Below are 16,659 nucleotides of genomic sequence, written 5' to 3'. Positions count from 1 at the left end.
GCAGACAGGTACAGTTTGCGCAATTTTGACCCGTACACCCCCTATAAACAGTTAACTGGTCACTCACAATACAAGTGAACTGTATCTAGAGAGTCTGGCCAAACGAGAGGATCATGGGCACCAGTTAAACCACTACCTAATCCCGCCACAAGCGGAAGGATGTCAACCATGGAACGTACACTCAGTTCCGAACTGTTCTTCGAAGACAAAGCTGTAAACACCCAGGCTTCCCTGCCTCTGCGCGTTATCGCCAACCTGATGCTGTGGCAGCGCCGCATCTCCAGCCGCCACCAACTGGCTCGCCTGGATTCGCGTCTGCTGGCTGACGCCGGGATTAGCGAAGCACAACGCTACGAAGAGCTTAGCAAGCCGTTCTGGCGCTAAGCAGCGTCGCTGGCTCTGGTCGCTAGACCCACCGCCAGCAACCCGAATTGAACACACAAGACCCGTCGCGGGAATCCGCGACGGGTCTTGTCGTTTTCGGGGTCTGAAAACGGCCAGTACAGCGGATCTATCGCTAGACAGGTACAGTTTTAATAGACTCTAAATTGAACCAGTACAATTTACTGCCAGTGTATCTGTTTTGGCATCTCTCTCAGGCTCAACATGACCTTCCGCCTCCACTGGATAAGGAAAAGGTCATGAATGACTTACAGGATGTTTCGGCAATTTCGAGCCCCGCCCCTGTTCGGCGTCACCTGCTGCGACGTCTGCTAAAGCAGCTCTGGCAAGGTCTTGAACGCGCCAGGACGCGACGCCTGCTGGCTCAACTCGATGGGCGGGATCTTGCCGACCTCGGTATCAGCAATGCCGATCGATTGAATGAAATGGAAAAACCCTTCTGGCGCTAGCACTCTGCCCTCTGTGCGAATTTGGCGCGCAGGCCTAATATCCATGCAGAACGTGGCGAATGCTGTGCGAATGGCGTCTGACCTTCAGACACCGAGCCACCTCTCAATACGGTTTATCCACAGGAGTTCTCCCATGTCCCGTCTTCGTCTGCTCAGCGCCGCCGCCCTGCTGGCCGTGGCTGCCAACGCCAGCGCCACCAGCTTCATCGTGACCACCGACGCCGTGGTTGGCGCGCTCAAGTCCTCCTCCGACGCCACCTCCGACGTCACTTCGTCCTTCCGTGACGACAAGATCGTGCTCGCTGCCCGTGACGACGCTGCCAGCTTCGTGGCCAGCGAAGGCGAAATCCGTGGCGTGAAACTGGAGAGCGCACTGGATCACATCCGTCATCAGGCTCCGCAACTGAACGCGACTGACGCACAGCTGGCCCAGGCCATTCTGACGATCTAAGCGACAGGAACATTACGGGGCACGCCGGTCGTGTCCCGATGTTTCGGCGCTGGCTCTAGTCCGGGCATTGCGCTAGCCTTGGGACTCGCCAACAGTTGCCGAGTCCCATGCGTTTTCTTTCAAATCTGCTTATCCCTTCTGTACTGATCACCGCCTGCTGGGTTCCTCTGGCAGACGCCTTCGATGTGTCCACACAAAACACCGTGGTCAGCGTCTGGGCCACCGGCATGGTGTCTTCCGCGCCGTTCGACCGTAAACTGATCATCGCCGCGCACGACGATGCCGCAGCGTTCGTTGCCAGTGACGGCCAGATGCACGGCGCACAGCTCGAATCCGCCCTGCACTACTTGCGCAAGAGCCGGCCAAAACTTCATGTCAGCGACCTTGAACTGGCACAGGCAATTCTCGTCCAATAGTCATCCCTGTCTTATCGGAGTCGTTCCATGCGTAGCCCGCTGATTGCTGCCGCCCTTGGCCTGCTGTTGTTGGCCGATATGGCCCAGGCACACACCCTGGTAGCCACCAGTAACATCATCGTCCGCGCCTCCCAGCGCACCATCGATTTCACCTCCGACACCACTACGTCGATTCGCGATTCGAAAATCATCCGCGAAGCCCATGACGACGCTGCCAGTTTCGTGGCCAGCGACGGTGACATCCGTGGTGCAAACCTGGAAGCCGCCTTCAATACCTTGCGCACCCGCGTGCCGGAAGCTCGCGACGCCAGTGATCAGGTACTCGCCGAAGCCATCCTCGCACTGTGAAGTCATTCGGCGCCTGGCTGCTGGCCGGGGCGTTGTTGCTGCTTGGCAACAGCGCCCACGCCGGCCTGCAATTGCGGCTCAAGACCGATGGCTTGAGCCCCGCCCAACAACAGGCCAGCCAGGCGCTGCTCGATGAAGCCATGCAGGCATTGCCGCCGAGCTTCATCGAACGCCTGGATCGGCGCATCGATGTCGGCTGGACCGACGACATGCCTGGCAACGCCTATGGCCAGGCGACGCTCGTCTCCGAACTGGACCTGAACCGCAAACTGCTCGCCAGCCTCACCGACGGCAGTGCGGCCAAAGAAAAAACCAATCGCCCCCATGGCACCGTTCGCCGGGAACTGCTGGCCACGGTGCTGCACGAAATCACCCACATTTACGATCGCGCGCGCTTGTGGCCGGCGGCCGAACGCACGCTGATCCAGCGCTGCACCCGGCGTAACAACAGCGCCGGGCTGATCGGCATTCCCGACGAGTGCCGCGGCCAGAACGGTCGGCGCTTCACCCTCAGCGATGATCCACGCCTGCTCGACCTCGCCGGCTGGCAGCAATACGTCGGGCGCCGGGGTGAGCGGGAACAGCACAACCGGCAGATCGCCCGCAGCCCCGACCTCTACGAAATCTCCAGCCCGAAGGAGTTTGTCGCGGTCAATATGGAGTATTTCCTCCTCGACCCGAGCTACGCTTGCCGTCGCCCGGCGCTGTATCGCTATTACCAGGAACACTTCGGCTGGGCACCGCCGGCCAAGGATGAATGCGCCAAAACCTTCGCCTTCCTCAATGCCGGCAACGACTTTGCCAAACAGCCCCTGGGCCAGGTCGATCCGGAGCGCGTATACGCGGTGGATTACCTGTTGGCCGAAGCCAACCAGAACTGGGTCAGCCGTTGGGGCCACAGTATGTTGCGTCTGGTGATCTGTGCACCGGGCCGGCCACGCGGGCCGGACTGCCGACTGGACCTGGACCAGCATCTGGTGCTGTCATACCGCGCCTTCGTCGGTGACGTACAGCTGTCGAGCTGGGACGGACTGGTCGGCAAGTACCCGTCGCGACTGTTCGTGCTGCCGCTGGCGCAGGTGATCGACGAATACACCAAGACCGAACTGCGCAGCCTGGCGTCGGTGCCGCTGAATCTCTCGCGCAGCGAAATCGAGGGCGTGGTCGAACACGCCGCCGAAATGCACTGGAGCTACGACGGCAATTACTTCTTCCTCTCCAACAACTGCGCGGTGGAAGGCCTGAAACTGCTGCGCAGCGGCAGCAACAACGCCCGGCTCACCGGCCTCGACAGCATCATGCCCAACGGTTTGTTGGAAGTGCTCAAAGGACGAGGCCTGGCCGACACCAGCGTGCTCGATGATCCGAAAGAGGCGTTGCGCCTGGGTTATCGCTTCGACTCGTTCCGTGATCGTTATCAGGCGATGTTCGATGTCTTGAAGAAGCAATTGCCGATCAAGCAGACAACCGTTGAAGAATGGCTTTCGCTGTCTGCCGAAGAGCGTCGTCCATGGTTCGAACGGGCCGACCTGCGCACCAGCGCCGCGCTGTTGTTGCTGGAGCAAGCCAGTTTCCGCCGCCAATTGCTGTTGGCTCAGGATGAGGTCAAGCAACGTTACCTCGGCGCCCGGGAGCTGGAAAACGGTGGCATGGACAAGGCCAACGCGACCTTGCAGCAGATCCTCGCCAACAGCGGCTTCCTCAGCCGACCGGCAGAACTGCTGGATTCGCGGGGTTATGGTCTGCCGCAACCGAGCGAGTTCAGCCGGCTGGAAGCGGAAAGCAGCCAGCGCCAGAAACAATTGCTGGCCTTGACCGGCGATCTGGATAAGGAAGTACGCGCATTGCTCGAGCCCAAACGAGCGGCCGAAATTGCGGCCAACGAGGCCAACGTGAAGCAGATCGGCGAGCATCTGCGCAAACTGCACAAAGCCTCGGGCGGACTCGAACTGCCCTGAAAAACAACGGTCCTGAAAACAAAAGACCGCAGCCTGTAAAGGCTGCGGTCTTTTTTATTGCCTGACGATCAGTACAGAACGCCATCCAGCACTTCGTAAACGACCCCGCTGCCCACCGCGATCAGCACGATGTCACCACCGGCACGACGCCATTCATAACCCGGGTAATACGGCAGGCGACTCAACGCCCGGTTATCCAGCCGCTCACCGTAATAGCCGTGGGGCAGCGGCCGGCCACGTACCAGATGGATGCCTGGAGGTGGCGGCGCACCGCGCACGAAGTAGCCATGATTGTCGCGGATCACCTGACGCACCGGGCCGAAGTCCCGAGGCGGCGGGCCGCCGCGATGGTTGCTTTGCCAATCGTGGTGATCACCACCGCGATTGTCGTAGTGGCCCTGCTGCGGGCCGCCGTGGTCGTGATCGTCGCGCGGATCGGCGCTGGCCAGCAGCGGTGTCGCGCTGATCATCAGCACGCCCAGACTGGCAATCAGACGTTTCGGCATTTTCATCGGGTCTTTCCTCACTGCACTGACAGCAAAAAGGGGCTCAGAACGTGGTTCTGAACCCCTCGGTCTTGCTTGATTAGTCTGTGCGTCGAGGCCCTAATTCCTCTGTATCAGGAACTTTACCTTCAGCTGACGCGAGCCTTACGCACGCCTTCGGACAGCGCCGAGCACAGGCTCAGCACGCCGTCGATGGCCTGAGCCGGCGTGGTCGCGTTGGCGATGTGATCGATCAGCGCCGAGCCCACCACCACACCGTCGGCCAGACGCGCGATGGATGCGGCCTGCTCCGGCGTGCGGATACCAAAACCGATGCTGATCGGCAGGTCGGTATGACGACGCAGACGCGCCACCGCTTCCTCGACGTGTTCCAGAGTCGCCGCACCTGCGCCAGTCACACCGGCAACCGACACGTAGTAAACGAAGCCGGAGCTGCCGTTCAACACCTTCGGCAGACGCGCATCATCGGTGGTCGGGGTGGTCAGGCGGATGAAGTCGATGCCCGCAGCCTGGGCCGGGTCGCACAGCTCCGAATTGTGCTCCGGCGGCATGTCGACCACGATCAGGCCATCAACGCCGGCCTCTTTGGCTTCGGCGATGAAACGCTCGACGCCGAACTTGTGGATCGGGTTGAAGTAACCCATCAGCACCAGTGGCGTGTCGCTGTTGTCCTTGCGGAATTCGCGGACCATTTGAAGGGTTTTGATCAGATTCTGCTTGGCGCCCAAAGCACGAATGTTTGCCAGCTGAATCGCCGGGCCATCGGCCATCGGGTCGGTGAATGGCATGCCCAGCTCGATCACGTCGGCACCGGCTTTCGGCAGGCCTTTGAGGATTGCCAGCGAAGTGTCGTAGTCCGGGTCGCCAGCGGTGACGAAGGTCACCAGCGCGGCGCGGTTCTGCTCTTTGAGTTCGGCAAAGCGGGTTTGCAGGCGGCTCATCAGTGTTTCTCCTGCTTCGATTGCTCTTGTTGAGAGTGTTCCATGTGGTGCATGACGGTCTGCATGTCTTTGTCGCCGCGACCGGATAGGTTGACCACCATCAGGTGATCCTTCGGCAGTTTCGGTGCGCGTTTGAATACTTCGGCCAGGGCGTGGGCGCTTTCCAGTGCCGGAATGATCCCTTCCAGACGGCAGCACTGGTGGAATGCGGCGAGGGCTTCGTCGTCGGTCACCGAGGTGTACTGAACGCGGCCGATGTCATGCAACCACGCGTGCTCAGGGCCGATGCCCGGATAGTCGAGGCCGGCGGAAATCGAGTGGGCGTCGATGATCTGGCCATCGTCGTCCTGCAGCAGGAAGGTACGGTTGCCGTGCAACACACCCGGTACGCCACCGTTGAGGCTGGCCGCGTGCTTACCGGTCTCGATGCCGTAACCGGCGGCTTCGACGCCGATGATTTCCACGCTCTTGTCATCGAGGAACGGGTGGAACAGGCCCATGGCGTTGGAACCGCCACCGATGCACGCCACCAAGCTATCCGGCAGGCGACCTTCCTGGGCTTGCAGCTGATCGCGGGTTTCCTTGCCGATCACCGCCTGGAAGTCGCGAACCATCGCTGGATAAGGGTGCGGACCGGCCACGGTGCCGATCAGGTAGAAAGTGCTGTCGACGTTGGTCACCCAGTCACGCAGTGCTTCGTTCATCGCATCTTTCAGAGTACCGGTGCCGGCGACCACCGGAATCACCTCGGCGCCCAGCAGCTTCATGCGGAACACGTTGGCCTGCTGACGTTCGATGTCAGTGGTGCCCATGTAGATCACGCAGTCCAGACCGAAACGCGCAGCCACGGTGGCGGTGGCCACGCCGTGCATGCCGGCGCCGGTCTCGGCGATGATGCGTTTCTTGCCCATGCGCCGCGCCAGCAGAATCTGGCCGATGCAGTTGTTGATCTTGTGCGCGCCGGTGTGGTTCAGCTCTTCGCGCTTGAGGTAGATCTTGGCGCCACCGCAGAACTCGGTCAGGCGCTCGGCGAAATACAGCGGGCTCGGACGTCCGACGTAGTCGCGCTGGAAGTAGGCCAATTCTTCTTTGAACGCCGGATCTTCCTTGGCCGCTTCGTATTCGCGGGCCAGGTCGAGGATCAACGGCATCAGGGTTTCGGCGACGTAACGGCCGCCGAACGAGCCAAACAGGCCGTTGGCGTCAGGGCCGTTACGCAGATCGGAGGTGTTCGAAGTCTGGGTCATGGTTCGCTCCAGCGGATTTCACGAGAAGACAATGGCGTTCACTCTACCCCTGACCTTCCAGGCTGAAAACCGATAAGATCGCCACAACCTGTCAGGAAAACTCACAGATATCATGAGCCATGACCTTCCCCCGCTGAACGCCCTGCGCGCCTTCGAAGCCACCGCCCGCCTGAGCAGCGTCAGCCAGGCAGCGGAGCAACTGCACGTCACCCACGGTGCGGTCAGCCGCCAGCTCAAGGTGCTGGAAGAGCATCTCGGCGTCAGTCTTTTCGTCAAGGACGGTCGTGGCCTGAAACTCACAGATGCCGGCATCCGTCTGCGCGATGCCAGCGGCGAGGCGTTCGACCGCTTGCGCAGCGTTTGCGCCGAACTGACCCAAAGCACCGCCGATGCACCGTTCGTGCTCGGTTGCTCCGGCAGCTTGCTGGCGCGCTGGTTCATTCCGCGACTGGGAAGGCTGAATGCCGATCTGCCGGACTTGCGTCTGCACCTGTCGGCCGGGGAAGGCGATCTCGATCCTCGACGCCCGGGGTTGGATGCATTGCTGCTGTTCGCCGAACCGCCATGGCCCGCAGACATGCAAGTCTATGAGCTGGCCAGCGAGCGCATCGGCCCGGTCATGAGCCCGCTGTTCAGCGGCTACAAGCGCCTGCAATCGGCACCGCCCATTGCCCTGCTCGACGAACCCTTGCTGCACACGACTTCACGCCCGCAAGCCTGGCCGAGCTGGGCGCAGCAAAGTGGCCTCGACGCCAGGGCGTTGAAGCTGGGGCAAGGTTTCGAGCATTTGTATTACTTGCTGGAAGCGGCCGTCGCCGGACTGGGCGTGGCGATCGCGCCGGAACCGCTGGTGACCGAAGACTTGAAGGCCGGTCGCCTGGTCGCGCCGTGGGGTTTCAGTGAAACCCCGGCGCAACTGGCGTTGTGGCTACCAAAGCGCGCCGCAGACGGGCGCGCCCGGCAATTGGCGCAGTGGCTCAGGAACGAGCTGCGCCAGGCGGATCATTCGCCGCGCTTGAACAGCAAGTAAGCGGCCAGCAGACCCAGCGCACCGACCGCGACACCGGCGGTCGTCCACGGATGTTCCTGCGCGTAATCGCGGGTGGCGATCCCGGTCTCGCGGGTTTTCACTTTGACTTCTTCATAGGCATCGCTGAGCAGGCTGCGCGAGTGTTTCAGCGCGCTTTCAGCGTTGCCCTTGAGCGCCTTGAGGGTCTTGCGCGACTCGTCCGAAGCGTCGTCCTTCAGGCTTTCCAACGACTTGAGCAGACTCTCGATCTCCGCTTCCATGCTTTGCAACGAGGCTTTGCGTAACGAGGTGTTGGCCATGGTGGCTCTCCTGCATTGGTGATGAGTGGCGTGTGTTGTTTGGGACTTCACGGGTTCTGGAAAGTGCAGAAAATCTGAACTTCCCCTCGCCCGGATCGCCGAAATCAACAAGGCAAATCGCTGCTAGGCTCAATTGCACACTTCAAGGAGAACGCCATGAGTGACCATCACACCTACAAGAAAGTCGAGCTGGTCGGTTCGTCCACCAGCAGCATCGAAGACGCCATCAACAATGCGTTGGCCGAGGCCAACAAGAGCATCAAGCATCTGGAATGGTTTGAAGTGACCGAAACCCGGGGCCACATCAAGGACGGCAAGGCGGCGCACTTTCAAGTGACCCTGAAAGTCGGGTTCCGGATTGCCAGCAGCTGAGTTTGGTCTACGCTTCTGAACTTGCGCGCTGGCCGAGTGCCATAGGAATGGCAAAGCGCTACAAGGTGAGCGCATCGAGCGAACGGCTCGATGCCCGCCTTTTTAATCCGACCAGGGAGTGCAACCGATGAAGAAGTTCATGTTGGCGGTAGGTTTGTTGAGCCTTGCGGGTGGTGCGTTTGCTGCCGGCAAGCCCTGTGAAGAACTGAAGGCTGAAATTGCGGCCAAGCTGGATGCCAAGGGCGTTTCCGGGTATTCGCTGGAGATTGTCGACAAGGGTGCAGCCAGTGGCGGCAAAGTCGTCGGTACCTGCGAAGGCGGTGCCAAAGAGATCGTTTATACCCGCGGCTGATCCAGTCTGAAAAACAAAAGCCGACGCAATGCGTCGGCTTTTTTTGGGCTATCGGGCTCAGCCCTTCATCACCTGCGCCAGCAGCTCGTAGGAATGCAGGCGATCGGCGTGTTCATACAGGTCGCAGGTGAAGATCAGTTCATCCGCCTGGGTCTGTTCGATCAGCACTTCGAGTTTCGCGCGGATTTTCTGCGGACTGCCGACCATCGCCAGACCGAGGAAATCACCCACCGCCTCACGTTCATGGGGCAACCACAAGCCATCCATGGTTTTCACCGGCGGACGCTGCACCAGACTTTGCCCACGCATCAGCGCGAGGATTCGCTGGTACACCGACGTTGCCAGGTAATCGGCCTGCTCATCGGTATCGGCCGCCACCAGCGGCACGCCGAGCATCACGTACGGTTTGTCGAGCACTGCCGATGGCTTGAAGTGATTGCGATAGACGCGAATCGCCTCGTGCATGAAGCGCGGTGCGAAATGCGAGGCGAAGGCGTAGGGCAAACCGCGCTCACCGGCCAGTTGCGCACTGAACAGACTGGAACCCAACAGCCAGATCGGCACATTGGTGCCGGTGCCCGGCATCGCGATCACGCGCTGATCCGGGGTGCGCGGGCCGAGGAAGCGCACCAGCTCTGCCACGTCCTCGGGGAAGTCATCGGCACTGCCGGAGCGCTCACGGCGCAAGGCACGGGCGGTCATCTGATCGGAACCCGGCGCACGGCCCAGGCCGAGATCGATCCGTCCCGGATACAGGCTTTCAAGAGTGCCGAACTGCTCGGCGATCACCAGCGGCGCGTGGTTGGGCAGCATCACGCCACCGGAGCCGACCCGGATGGTCGACGTGCCGCCGGCCAGGTAGCCCAGCAACACCGAGGTGGCAGAACTGGCGATGCCGTCCATGTTGTGGTGCTCAGCGACCCAGAACCGCGTGTAGCCGAACTTCTCGACGTGCTGCGCCAGATCCAGCGAGTTGCGCAGCGACTGGGCCGGGCTGCCGTTCTCGCGCACCGGCACCAGATCGAGGGTGGAAAACTTTACGTCGGACAGTTGCTTCATAGACCTGCATCTCCGATTGAGGGTGCAGGTTTGTTCTTGGCGAACGCAAACCTGCCCAATTCAAAAGCGTGTTCTGTGCAATAAGGGCATATACCCGAGTTTCAATAGCCGATCCGAAATTTCCTACTAAAAAAGTCAACGATTCACTTGGGCTGAACTTTGTTCCGGCGTCTATCCTCAGAAGCCTTGCAGGCAAAAACCACGACGGCGCGGCGTTTCGCGCCCGAATTGAAGGAGGTACACATGGCTATCGTGAAGAAGGCATCCGCGCATTGGGAAGGTGACCTGAAAACCGGCATCGGCTCGATTTCCACCGAAACCGGCGTCCTGCGTGAAGCGCCCTACGGCTTCAAGGCGCGCTTCGAGGGCGGCAAGGGCACCAATCCGGAAGAACTGATCGGCGCCGCCCATGCGGGCTGTTTCTCCATGGCGTTCTCGATGATTCTCGGTGACGCCGGGCTCAAGGCCGACAGCATCGACACCCAGGCCGAGGTCACGCTGGATCAGGTGGATGGCGGCTTTGCGATCACCGCAGTGAAACTGATCCTCAAGGCAAAAATTCCGGGAGCGACCCAGGCGCAGTTCGAAGAGCTGAGCAACAAGGCCAAGGAAGGTTGCCCGGTGTCCAAGGTGCTGAATGCGAAGATCAGTCTCGACGCGTCGCTGGTTGGCTGACGCGATTGAGCCGGATCAGAACCCGCCAGGCAAAAATGTGGTCGAATAAATGACAGCAGCTTTCGCGCATCTTCGTGCGCGCTGCTTCGATGGAGCTTCAACCATGAAACGTTTTGCCTTGGCGGTTATCTGTGGCGTGCTGGCAACGTCGGCCTTCGCAGCGCCCAAAGACTGCGAAGAACTCAAGCAAGAGATCGAAATCAAGATTCAGGCGAACGCGGTGCCCTCCTACACCCTGGAGATAGTCTCCAAGGAAGAGGCTGAAAAACACGACATCGCCATGATCGTCGGCACCTGCGACAACGGCACCAAAGCCATCATCTATCAGAAGAACGACCGCTGATACGCCTCAGATGATGCAGTTGACCTCGCGGTCTTCGGCAACGATTTCCCGCTTGTCGTTGTACAGGCGGGCACTCGGGGTAAACGCCAGCGAACGGCCTTCGAGCAAGTAACGCTGGCCCGCCTCGAAATGATCGTAGCGGATGGTCAGATAGCACAGCCGCTCAACGGGACCGGTCAGCAGGCTGCCGCCTCCGCCGAAGACTTCAAAGTCGAAGCGCACACGCAGCTCGTGGCTGCCGGGGCTGACCTGGAAGAAACGCCCGTCAGTCAGCCGCCTGTTGTCGAGACGCTCGGCCATAAGCAGTTTCCCGCCGGGGGTTGGCGTAGAGAATTCGACCCAGGCCATGTTCGGGTCGACGGGGGGCAACGGTGTCTGGCAACCGGCGAGTACGCCTGCGACCAGCAACAGCATCAACGTGCGCATGATGGATGTCCGTGAGTTCGGACATCCAGCATAACGCCGATCAGGTTCGCTGGCAGCCCGCCGGCGTGCCCTGGCCCACCACGTTGCGCTGTTGATCGTAAAGTTTGGCCCATGGGCGGAAGCCGATGTTTCCCGCCTGCAACTGATAACGCTGGCCAGCGTTGAAATCCTTGAATTTCACGTTCAACTGACAATCCCGCCACAGCGGCTCGGCATCCGGGCCGATGTTGGTCGCCTCGACCGGGAATTGATAACGCACCGTCAGCTCATGGCTGCCGGGCTGCACTTCGAAGTAACGATGATCGACGGCCGCCTTGTTGTCGACCTCCAGCGCCTGCAACGCCGTGTCCTGTTGCCGGGCATCCAGATCGATCCAGGCCTGCGAGGGGTCAGGGGTCGGCATTCCGAATCCGGCACAACCGGCCAGCGTCAGCACGCTTCCCGTCAGTATCAACATGCGCATAGCGGAGCTCCAATGGGCGGGATAGTCTTGGGCAGACTTTCCGGGGGGATTTCTTATTTTGATCAGGCCGCTTCCAAGCCATGGGTTACTTGATCGCGTTTTGCGGGTTTTGTTTCCGGGTGTGATGATTTTGTTGCTCAACGGTTGCTCAAGCCTGAGCTATTACAGCCAGCTGGCCAGCGGTCAGCTGCAGCTTTTGCGGGCACGGGAGCCGGTGGCCAAGGTGATCGCCGACCCGGCTCGCGACGCCAAATTGCGCACTCACCTCGCCCAATCCCAGAAGGCCCGAGCCTTTGCCAGCGAACACCTGCACCTGCCGGACAACCAAAGCTATCGCCTCTATGCCGACATCGGTCGGCCGTTTGTCGTGTGGAATGTGTTCGCCACCCCGGAATTTTCCCTGAGCCCGCAGAACCATTGCTTCCCGATTGCCGGTTGCGTGGCCTATCGCGGCTATTACAGCCAGAGCGCGGCGCGGGGTGAAGCCGCGATTCAGCGCCTGCAAGGTATGGACGTGTCGATCGGCGGCGTCGAGGCCTATTCGACCTTGGGCTGGTTCAATGACCCGATCCTCAATTCGATGATGGGCTGGGGCGACGAACGTCTGACGACCCTGATCTTCCATGAGCTGGCCCACCAGCGTTTCTATGTGAAGGACGACACCGAGTTCAACGAGTCCTTCGCCACCTTTGTGGAACAGGAAGGCACTCGGCAGTGGCGAGCGTTTCGTGGCTTGCCCCCGGAAAACGACTCGAAACTGAAGCAGCGCGATCAATTCATTCAGTTGATCCTCGATACCCGCTCACGCCTTGAAAAACTCTATGCACAGCCGCTGGCGACAGCGCAGATGCGCGAGCGCAAGGCGGCGGAGTTCGAACGGTTTCGACAGGATTATCGAGCGATGCGCGATGGCCAGTGGGCCGGCGACAAACGCTATGACGCCTGGGTCAATGCGCCGTTGAACAACGCACGGCTGTTGCCGTTCGGGCTGTATGCCCAATGGGTGCCGGCGTTTGCGGCGTTGTTCGGGCAGGTCGGTGGGGATTGGCTGAGGTTTTATGCGGAGGTGGAGAGGTTGGGTGAGTTGCCAGTAACTGAGCGCAAAGCGGCGCTGAAAGCGTTGGTAGATTCGAAAGTCTGAGTGGCTGAAAGGGCCTCTTCGCGAGCAAGCCCGCTCCCACATTGTTTTTGTGTTGAACACAGACCCAATGTGGGAGCGGGCTTGCTCGCGAAGGCTATCTGATCAGCGCTGCAAAAATGCCTGATGCAACTGATCCAAAGTCTCGAAGTGATAAGCCGGCGCCTCGGCATTCAACTCTTCAAAACTGCCAAACCCATAACCAACAGCCGCAGCATCCAGACCGTTGCTGCGAGCTCCGATCAGGTCATGCTTGCGGTCACCGATCATCAGCGTATTGGCCGGATCCAGCCCTTCTTCGGCCATCAGGTGGGCAATCAGCTCGACCTTGTTGGTGCGGGTGCCGTCCAGTTCGCTGCCGTAGATCACCTTGAAGTGTCTGGCGAAATCAAAGTGCCGGGCGATTTCCCGAGCGAACACCCACGGCTTCGACGTCGCGATATACAGCTGACGGCCTTGGCCGCTCAGGGTTTCCAGCAACGGCGTGACACCTTCGAACACCCGGTTCTCATACAGGCCGGTGACCTTGAAGCGCTCGCGGTAGAAATTCACCGCCTCCCACGCCTTCGCTTCATCAAAACCATAAAACTGCATAAATGCCTGCAACAGCGGCGGGCCGATGAAGTGTTCCAGTCTGGTCAGGTCCGGCTCGTCGATGCCGAGTTTGCTCAAGGCGAACTGGATGGAGCGGGTGATGCCCTCACGCGGATCGGTGAGGGTGCCATCGAGGTCGAACAGTACGGTCTGGTAATGCATGAAAAATCCCGGGCAATAGAAAGAAAAGTCAGAGCTGGTCGTAGCCTTCGGCCAGATGCAGGTCCTTGAGCTTCACGTAGTTCGCCGCGCTGTAGGTGAAAAAAGCGTTTTCCTTGTCGGTCAGCGGACGAACCTGTTTCACCGGGCTGCCAACGTACAGAAAACCGCTTTCCAGGCGCTTGCCCGGTGGCACCAGGCTGCCGGCGCCGATGATCACGTCGTCCTCGACTACCGCGCCGTCCATGACGATGCTGCCCATGCCGATCAATACACGGCTGCCGACGGTGCAGCCATGCAGCATGACCTTGTGGGCGATGGTCACGTCATCGCCGATCAGCAGCGGGAAGCCGTCCGGGTTGAACGGACCGGCGTGGGTGATGTGCAACACACAACCATCCTGCACGCTGGTGCGCGCGCCGATGCGGATGCGGTGCATGTCGCCGCGGATCACGGTCAGCGGCCACACGGAGCTGTCTTCGCCGATTTCGACGTCGCCGATCACCACCGCGGAGCCGTCGACAAAAGCGCCCTGGCTCAAGCGTGGGGTGTGATTCTGGTACTTGCGAAGGGACACGATTAGTTCTCTCTCTGTCGCCGATAGCTGCGGTGGGTGTCGATTGTAATTAAGATGGGCGCATGTTTCTTCCAGCCAAGGTGCCAACCGTGAGCGTGAACAACCCTCTTCTGCAGTCCTACGACCTGCCGCCGTTCTCCGCGATCCGTGCCGAACACGTGCAGCCGGCCATCGAAACCATCCTGGCCGACAACCGCGCCGCCATTGCCGAAATCCTCAAGACCCAGGGCCAGAACCCGACCTGGGCCGGGCTGGTGCTGGCGATGGACGAACTCAATGATCGCCTGGGCGCTGCCTGGAGCCCGGTCAGCCACCTCAATGCCGTGTGCAACAGCGCCGAGCTGCGTGAAGCCTACGAGTCATGCCTGCCGGCATTGAGCGCCTATTCCACCGAGATGGGCCAGAATCGCGAACTGTTCCAGGCCTATGAAGCCCTGGCCAACAGCCCGGAAGCCGCCGGTTTCGACGTGGCGCAGAAAACCATTCTGGAACATGCCCTGCGCGATTTCCGCCTGTCGGGTATCGACCTGCCGGAAGCCGAACAGAAGCGCTACGCCGAAGTCCAGAGCAAGCTGTCCGAGTTGGGCAGCCGCTTCTCCAACCAGTTGCTCGACGCCACCCAGGCCTGGACCAAGCACCTGACCGACGAAGCCGCCCTCGCCGGCCTGACCGATTCGGCCAAGGCGCAGATGGCTGCTGCCGCACAGGCCAAAGGCCTCGATGGCTGGTTGATCACCCTGGAATTCCCGAGCTACTACGCGGTGATGACCTACGCCCAGGACCGTGCGCTGCGCGAAGAAGTCTACGCCGCCTACTGCACCCGTGCGTCGGATCAAGGCCCGAACGCCGGCCAGAACGACAACGGCCCGGTCATGGACGAAATCCTCGACCTGCGTCAGGAACTGGCCAAACTGCTCGGTTTCTCCAGCTTCTCCGAACTGAGCCTGGCCACCAAGATGGCCGAATCCAGCGATCAGGTGCTGAGCTTCCTGCGCGACCTGGCCAAGCGCAGCAAACCGTTCGCCGCCCAGGATCTGCAACAGCTCAAGGCTTACGCGGCTGAACAGGGCTGCGCCGATCTGCAAAGCTGGGACAGCGGTTTCTACGGTGAAAAACTCCGTGAACAACGCTACAGCGTCGCCCAGGAAACCCTGCGCGCCTACTTCCCGATCGACAAAGTACTGGGCGGCCTGTTCGCCATCGTTCAGCGTCTGTACGGCATCGAAATCGCCGAACTGAAAGGCTTCGACACCTGGCACCCGGACGTTCGCCTGTTCGAGATCAAGGAAAACGGCCAGCACGTCGGCCGCTTCTTCTTCGACCTCTACGCCCGCGCCAACAAGCGCGGCGGTGCCTGGATGGACGGCGCCCGCGACCGTCGCCGCACCGTCGACGGCGTGCTGCAAAGCCCGGTGGCCAACCTGGTGTGCAACTTCACCCCGGCCGACAGCGGCAAGCCTGCGCTGCTGACTCACGATGAAGTGACCACCCTGTTCCACGAATTCGGCCACGGCCTGCATCACCTGCTGACCCGCGTCGAGCATGCCGGCGTGTCCGGCATCAACGGCGTGGCGTGGGACGCGGTCGAGCTGCCGAGCCAGTTCATGGAAAACTGGTGCTGGGAGCCGGAAGGCCTCGCGCTGATTTCCGGTCACTACGAATCCGGCGAGCCGCTGCCGCAGGATCTGCTGGAAAAAATGCTCGCGGCGAAGAACTTCCAGTCCGGCCTGATGATGGTGCGTCAGCTGGAGTTCTCGCTGTTCGACTTCGAACTGCACGCCACCCACGGTGACGGTCGCAGCGTCGCGCAGGTGCTCGAAGGCGTGCGCAACGAAGTCTCGGTGATGCGTCCTCCGGCCTACAACCGCTTCCCGAACAGCTTCGCGCACATCTTCGCCGGCGGTTACGCGGCGGGTTACTACAGCTACAAGTGGGCGGAAGTGCTGTCGGCAGATGCCTTCTCCAAGTTCGAAGAAGACGGCGTGCTGAATGCCGACACCGGTCGCGCTTTCCGCGAAGCGATCCTGGCTCGCGGCGGCTCGCAGGCGCCGATGGTGCTGTTCGTCGACTTCCGTGGCCGTGAGCCGTCGATTGACGCACTCTTGCGCCACAGCGGCCTGAGTGAGGACGCGGCAGCATGAGTGAGGCACCCGTGAAGACCAAAAAACGCTTTATCGCCGGGGCGGTCTGCCCGGCGTGCAGCGAGCCGGACAAACTGATGATGTGGAGCGAGGACGATGTCCCGCACCGCGAATGCGTGGCGTGCGGCTACAGCGATACGCTCAATGCCCAAGGGCTGTCGGTGCCGAAGGAACTGGGCACGCGGGTCAACACCAGCGCGCTCAAGCCTGCACCGGACAAAACGGTTCAGGCGGTGCAGTTCTTCCCGAATCCGAAACTGAAGAAAAAGCCTGACGAGCAGCACTGATCCTCAACCACCTTCCCCGATTCGTC

23 protein-coding genes are annotated in these 16,659 nt (G+C 60.8%); 14 read left to right on the top strand and 9 right to left on the bottom strand.

Annotated elements, in window-relative coordinates; translation table 11 throughout:
* The first annotated feature begins 168 nt into the window (after window positions 1-168).
* The 6 genes from KJY40_RS01525 to KJY40_RS01500 all read left to right on the top strand — a co-directional run bounded on the left by KJY40_RS01525 (window position 169) and on the right by KJY40_RS01500 (window position 4,024).
* A complete protein-coding gene (locus KJY40_RS01525) occupies window positions 169-384 on the top strand; it encodes a DUF1127 domain-containing protein (RefSeq protein WP_007911656.1) in 216 nt (71 codons plus the stop codon).
* Window positions 385-641: 257 nt separating this feature from the next.
* Entirely contained in the window at window positions 642-851 is a 210-nt protein-coding gene (locus KJY40_RS01520) for a DUF1127 domain-containing protein (protein ID WP_230734563.1), read from the top strand.
* Window positions 852-984: 133 nt separating this feature from the next.
* Entirely contained in the window at window positions 985-1,302 is a 318-nt protein-coding gene (locus tag KJY40_RS01515) for a DUF2388 domain-containing protein (protein ID WP_007953908.1), read from the top strand.
* A gap of 107 nt (window positions 1,303-1,409) precedes the next feature.
* Entirely contained in the window at window positions 1,410-1,718 is a 309-nt protein-coding gene (locus tag KJY40_RS01510; protein WP_230734562.1) for a DUF2388 domain-containing protein, read from the top strand.
* A gap of 27 nt (window positions 1,719-1,745) precedes the next feature.
* Entirely contained in the window at window positions 1,746-2,066 is a 321-nt protein-coding gene (locus KJY40_RS01505; protein WP_007953910.1) for a DUF2388 domain-containing protein, read from the top strand.
* On the top strand, window positions 2,063-4,024 hold the full coding sequence (locus tag KJY40_RS01500) for a DUF7844 domain-containing protein (protein ID WP_230734560.1): 1,962 nt from the start codon (window positions 2,063-2,065) through the stop codon (window positions 4,022-4,024). The genes KJY40_RS01505 and KJY40_RS01500 overlap by 4 nt, the downstream gene beginning before the upstream one ends.
* A gap of 68 nt (window positions 4,025-4,092) precedes the next feature.
* On the opposite strand, the gene KJY40_RS01495 is transcribed toward KJY40_RS01500, so the two are convergent.
* The 3 genes from KJY40_RS01495 to trpB all read right to left on the bottom strand — a co-directional run bounded on the left by KJY40_RS01495 (window position 4,093) and on the right by trpB (window position 6,718).
* A complete protein-coding gene (locus KJY40_RS01495; protein ID WP_007953914.1) occupies window positions 4,093-4,536 on the bottom strand; it encodes an anti-virulence regulator CigR family protein in 444 nt (147 codons plus the stop codon).
* A gap of 122 nt (window positions 4,537-4,658) precedes the next feature.
* Window positions 4,659-5,471, bottom strand: a complete 813-nt coding sequence (gene trpA, locus KJY40_RS01490) for a tryptophan synthase subunit alpha (protein ID WP_085713008.1) — start codon at window positions 5,469-5,471, stop codon at window positions 4,659-4,661.
* Entirely contained in the window at window positions 5,471-6,718 is a 1,248-nt protein-coding gene (trpB, locus tag KJY40_RS01485; RefSeq protein WP_064379337.1) for a tryptophan synthase subunit beta, read from the bottom strand. Before trpB ends, trpA begins: the two co-directional genes overlap by 1 nt.
* A gap of 112 nt (window positions 6,719-6,830) precedes the next feature.
* Between trpB and KJY40_RS01480 the strand changes: the two genes are divergently transcribed.
* On the top strand, window positions 6,831-7,748 hold the full coding sequence (locus KJY40_RS01480; RefSeq protein ID WP_230734558.1) for a LysR family transcriptional regulator: 918 nt from the start codon (window positions 6,831-6,833) through the stop codon (window positions 7,746-7,748).
* Here KJY40_RS01480 and KJY40_RS01475 read toward each other — a convergent pair.
* The gene (locus tag KJY40_RS01475; RefSeq protein ID WP_007953918.1) at window positions 7,721-8,047 is read right to left on the bottom strand and encodes a DUF883 family protein; all 327 of its coding nucleotides are present in this window, start codon (window positions 8,045-8,047) and stop codon (window positions 7,721-7,723) included. The two genes, KJY40_RS01480 and KJY40_RS01475, sit on opposite strands and share 28 nt — an antisense overlap.
* Before the next feature lie 156 nt (window positions 8,048-8,203).
* Between KJY40_RS01475 and KJY40_RS01470 the strand changes: the two genes are divergently transcribed.
* Window positions 8,204-8,419 carry a dodecin gene (locus tag KJY40_RS01470; RefSeq protein WP_007953919.1) on the top strand — a complete coding sequence of 72 codons (216 nt, stop codon included), beginning with the start codon at window positions 8,204-8,206 and terminating at the stop codon, window positions 8,417-8,419.
* A 127-nt stretch (window positions 8,420-8,546) separates the two neighbouring features.
* Window positions 8,547-8,771 (top strand): DUF1161 domain-containing protein, encoded by a 225-nt coding sequence (locus tag KJY40_RS01465; RefSeq protein ID WP_085748065.1) that lies wholly within the window; start codon window positions 8,547-8,549, stop codon window positions 8,769-8,771.
* A 57-nt stretch (window positions 8,772-8,828) separates the two neighbouring features.
* On the opposite strand, the gene KJY40_RS01460 is transcribed toward KJY40_RS01465, so the two are convergent.
* Window positions 8,829-9,830, bottom strand: a complete 1,002-nt coding sequence (locus KJY40_RS01460; protein WP_065260633.1) for an LLM class flavin-dependent oxidoreductase — start codon at window positions 9,828-9,830, stop codon at window positions 8,829-8,831.
* A gap of 243 nt (window positions 9,831-10,073) precedes the next feature.
* On the opposite strand from KJY40_RS01460, the gene KJY40_RS01455 reads away from it, so the two are divergent.
* Both KJY40_RS01455 and KJY40_RS01450 read left to right on the top strand, forming a co-directional pair.
* Window positions 10,074-10,505: an OsmC family protein gene (locus KJY40_RS01455; RefSeq protein WP_007953923.1), complete on the top strand. Its 432-nt coding sequence runs from the start codon at window positions 10,074-10,076 to the stop codon at window positions 10,503-10,505.
* Window positions 10,506-10,608: 103 nt separating this feature from the next.
* Window positions 10,609-10,848: a DUF1161 domain-containing protein gene (locus KJY40_RS01450; protein ID WP_007953935.1), complete on the top strand. Its 240-nt coding sequence runs from the start codon at window positions 10,609-10,611 to the stop codon at window positions 10,846-10,848.
* A 6-nt stretch (window positions 10,849-10,854) separates the two neighbouring features.
* Here the strand turns inward: KJY40_RS01450 and KJY40_RS01445 are convergent, their stop codons facing one another.
* Window positions 10,855-11,274: a PA0061/PA0062 family lipoprotein gene (locus KJY40_RS01445; protein ID WP_230734556.1), complete on the bottom strand. Its 420-nt coding sequence runs from the start codon at window positions 11,272-11,274 to the stop codon at window positions 10,855-10,857.
* Window positions 11,275-11,314: 40 nt separating this feature from the next.
* Entirely contained in the window at window positions 11,315-11,737 is a 423-nt protein-coding gene (locus KJY40_RS01440) for a PA0061/PA0062 family lipoprotein (protein ID WP_230734554.1), read from the bottom strand.
* A 58-nt stretch (window positions 11,738-11,795) separates the two neighbouring features.
* Here KJY40_RS01440 and KJY40_RS01435 point away from each other — a divergent pair, with 58 nt between their 5' ends.
* Window positions 11,796-12,878: an aminopeptidase gene (locus tag KJY40_RS01435; protein WP_230734552.1), complete on the top strand. Its 1,083-nt coding sequence runs from the start codon at window positions 11,796-11,798 to the stop codon at window positions 12,876-12,878.
* A 102-nt stretch (window positions 12,879-12,980) separates the two neighbouring features.
* On the opposite strand, the gene KJY40_RS01430 is transcribed toward KJY40_RS01435, so the two are convergent.
* Both KJY40_RS01430 and KJY40_RS01425 read right to left on the bottom strand, forming a co-directional pair.
* Window positions 12,981-13,631, bottom strand: a complete 651-nt coding sequence (locus tag KJY40_RS01430; protein ID WP_230734550.1) for an HAD family hydrolase — start codon at window positions 13,629-13,631, stop codon at window positions 12,981-12,983.
* Between the two features lie 28 nt (window positions 13,632-13,659).
* Window positions 13,660-14,205, bottom strand: coding sequence for a gamma carbonic anhydrase family protein (locus KJY40_RS01425; RefSeq protein ID WP_064379538.1), 546 nt, complete (start codon window positions 14,203-14,205; stop codon window positions 13,660-13,662).
* A gap of 89 nt (window positions 14,206-14,294) precedes the next feature.
* Here KJY40_RS01425 and prlC point away from each other — a divergent pair, with 89 nt between their 5' ends.
* Together prlC and KJY40_RS01415 are read left to right on the top strand one after the other, a co-directional pair.
* A complete protein-coding gene (gene prlC / locus KJY40_RS01420) occupies window positions 14,295-16,346 on the top strand; it encodes an oligopeptidase A (RefSeq protein WP_230734548.1) in 2,052 nt (683 codons plus the stop codon).
* The gene (locus KJY40_RS01415; protein WP_007953955.1) at window positions 16,343-16,633 is read left to right on the top strand and encodes a YheV family putative zinc ribbon protein; all 291 of its coding nucleotides are present in this window, start codon (window positions 16,343-16,345) and stop codon (window positions 16,631-16,633) included. Before prlC ends, KJY40_RS01415 begins: the two co-directional genes overlap by 4 nt.
* Window positions 16,634-16,659: the final 26 nt, after the last annotated feature.

The sequence above is a fragment of the Pseudomonas fitomaticsae genome (genome assembly GCF_021018765.1).
Classification (GTDB): Bacteria; Pseudomonadota; Gammaproteobacteria; order Pseudomonadales; family Pseudomonadaceae; genus Aquipseudomonas; species Aquipseudomonas fitomaticsae.
The sequence above is the reverse complement of the archived record's forward strand: the minus strand, read 5'-3'. Positions and strand labels throughout refer to the sequence as shown.

Bases quoted from the DNA above. Each gene is read 5' to 3' on its own strand.
- KJY40_RS01480 (WP_230734558.1), top strand. From the start codon at position 6,831: ATGAGCCATGACCTTCCCCCGCTGAACGCCCTGCGCGCCTTCGAAGCC.
- KJY40_RS01430 (WP_230734550.1), bottom strand. From the start codon at position 13,631: ATGCATTACCAGACCGTACTGTTCGACCTCGATGGCACCCTCACCGAT.
- KJY40_RS01510 (WP_230734562.1), top strand. From the start codon at position 1,410: ATGCGTTTTCTTTCAAATCTGCTTATCCCTTCTGTACTGATCACCGCC.
- KJY40_RS01465 (WP_085748065.1), top strand. From the start codon at position 8,547: ATGAAGAAGTTCATGTTGGCGGTAGGTTTGTTGAGCCTTGCGGGTGGT.
- KJY40_RS01525 (WP_007911656.1), top strand. From the start codon at position 169: ATGGAACGTACACTCAGTTCCGAACTGTTCTTCGAAGACAAAGCTGTA.
- KJY40_RS01445 (WP_230734556.1), bottom strand. From the start codon at position 11,274: ATGCGCACGTTGATGCTGTTGCTGGTCGCAGGCGTACTCGCCGGTTGC.
- trpA (WP_085713008.1), bottom strand. From the start codon at position 5,471: ATGAGCCGCCTGCAAACCCGCTTTGCCGAACTCAAAGAGCAGAACCGC.
- KJY40_RS01470 (WP_007953919.1), top strand. From the start codon at position 8,204: ATGAGTGACCATCACACCTACAAGAAAGTCGAGCTGGTCGGTTCGTCC.
- KJY40_RS01415 (WP_007953955.1), top strand. From the start codon at position 16,343: ATGAGTGAGGCACCCGTGAAGACCAAAAAACGCTTTATCGCCGGGGCG.
- KJY40_RS01455 (WP_007953923.1), top strand. From the start codon at position 10,074: ATGGCTATCGTGAAGAAGGCATCCGCGCATTGGGAAGGTGACCTGAAA.
- KJY40_RS01515 (WP_007953908.1), top strand. From the start codon at position 985: ATGTCCCGTCTTCGTCTGCTCAGCGCCGCCGCCCTGCTGGCCGTGGCT.
- trpB (WP_064379337.1), bottom strand. From the start codon at position 6,718: ATGACCCAGACTTCGAACACCTCCGATCTGCGTAACGGCCCTGACGCC.
- KJY40_RS01450 (WP_007953935.1), top strand. From the start codon at position 10,609: ATGAAACGTTTTGCCTTGGCGGTTATCTGTGGCGTGCTGGCAACGTCG.
- KJY40_RS01520 (WP_230734563.1), top strand. From the start codon at position 642: ATGAATGACTTACAGGATGTTTCGGCAATTTCGAGCCCCGCCCCTGTT.
- KJY40_RS01505 (WP_007953910.1), top strand. From the start codon at position 1,746: ATGCGTAGCCCGCTGATTGCTGCCGCCCTTGGCCTGCTGTTGTTGGCC.
- KJY40_RS01475 (WP_007953918.1), bottom strand. From the start codon at position 8,047: ATGGCCAACACCTCGTTACGCAAAGCCTCGTTGCAAAGCATGGAAGCG.
- KJY40_RS01460 (WP_065260633.1), bottom strand. From the start codon at position 9,830: ATGAAGCAACTGTCCGACGTAAAGTTTTCCACCCTCGATCTGGTGCCG.
- KJY40_RS01440 (WP_230734554.1), bottom strand. From the start codon at position 11,737: ATGCGCATGTTGATACTGACGGGAAGCGTGCTGACGCTGGCCGGTTGT.
- KJY40_RS01495 (WP_007953914.1), bottom strand. From the start codon at position 4,536: ATGAAAATGCCGAAACGTCTGATTGCCAGTCTGGGCGTGCTGATGATC.